The sequence below is a fragment of the Streptomyces sp. NPDC007095 genome (assembly GCF_040634475.1).
Classification (GTDB): Bacteria; Actinomycetota; Actinomycetes; order Streptomycetales; family Streptomycetaceae; genus Streptomyces.
Genome location: NZ_JBEYFS010000545.1, coordinates 1 through 1,052, shown reverse-complemented (window position 1 = coordinate 1,052; position 1,052 = coordinate 1). Strand labels below are relative to the sequence as shown.

Here is a 1,052-nt window from a genome sequence, read left to right as displayed (position 1 = left end):
CCGGACGAGGTCGTACGGCGGGCCGACCAGATCGAACTGGTCGACATGTCGCCCCAGGCGCTGCGCCGCCGTATGGCGCACGGCAACATCTACAAGTCGGACAAGGTCGACGCGGCCCTGTCCAACTACTTCCGGCCCGGCAACCTCACCGCCCTGCGTGAACTCGCCCTGCTGTGGGTGGCGGACCGGGTCGACGCGTACCTGACCGAGTACCGCAGCGAGCACCGGGTCTCGAAGATCTGGGGGTCGAGGGAGCGGATCGTGGTCGGGCTGACCGGGGGTCCCGAGGGGCGCACGCTGATCCGCCGGGCCGCCCGGCTCGCGGAGAAGGGCGCGGGCGGCGAGGTCATGGCCGTCTACATAGCCCGCAGCGACGGACTGACCTCCGCCTCGCCCAAGGAACTCGCCGTCCAGCGCACCCTGGCCGAGGACCTCGGCGGCACCTTCCACCACGTCATCGGCGACGACGTCCCCACGGCGCTCCTCGACTTCGCGCGCGGGGTGAACGCCACCCAGATCGTCCTCGGGGTGTCCCGGCGCAAGGGATGGCAGTACGTCTTCGGGCCGGGCGTCGGGGCGACGGTCGCCCGCGACTCGGGTCCCGACCTCGACGTCCACCTGATCACCCACGGCGAGGCGGGCAAGGGACGCGGACTGCCGGTCGCCCGGAGCGCACGGCTCGGCCGCCTTCGGGTCGTCTGGGGCTGGCTGGCCGGCGTGGCCGGCCCCGCCCTCCTCACACTGCTGCTGGCCGGCGTCGCGCCCGAAGTCGGCCTGGCCAACGACATGCTGCTGTTCCTGGCGATGACCGTGGCCGCCGCCCTGCTGGGCGGGCTGTATCCCGCCCTGGCCTCGGCCGTGGTCGGCTCCCTGCTGCTGAACTGGTTCTTCACCCCGCCCGTCCACACCCTGACGATCGCCGACCCGAAGAACATCGTCGCCATCGCGATCTTCGTCGGGGTCGCCGTCTCCGTGGCCTCCGTCGTGGACCTCGCCGCCCGGCGTACGCACCAGGCGGCCCGGCTGCGCGCCGAGTCGGAGATCCTCTCCTT

General features: G+C 72.3%; 1 protein-coding gene. It reads left to right on the top strand.

Going from position 1 to position 1,052, the window contains the following annotated elements; translation table 11 throughout:
* A partial coding sequence (locus tag ABZ656_RS58115; protein WP_360280902.1) for a DUF4118 domain-containing protein occupies positions 1–1,052 on the top strand: 1,052 nt, incomplete at both ends.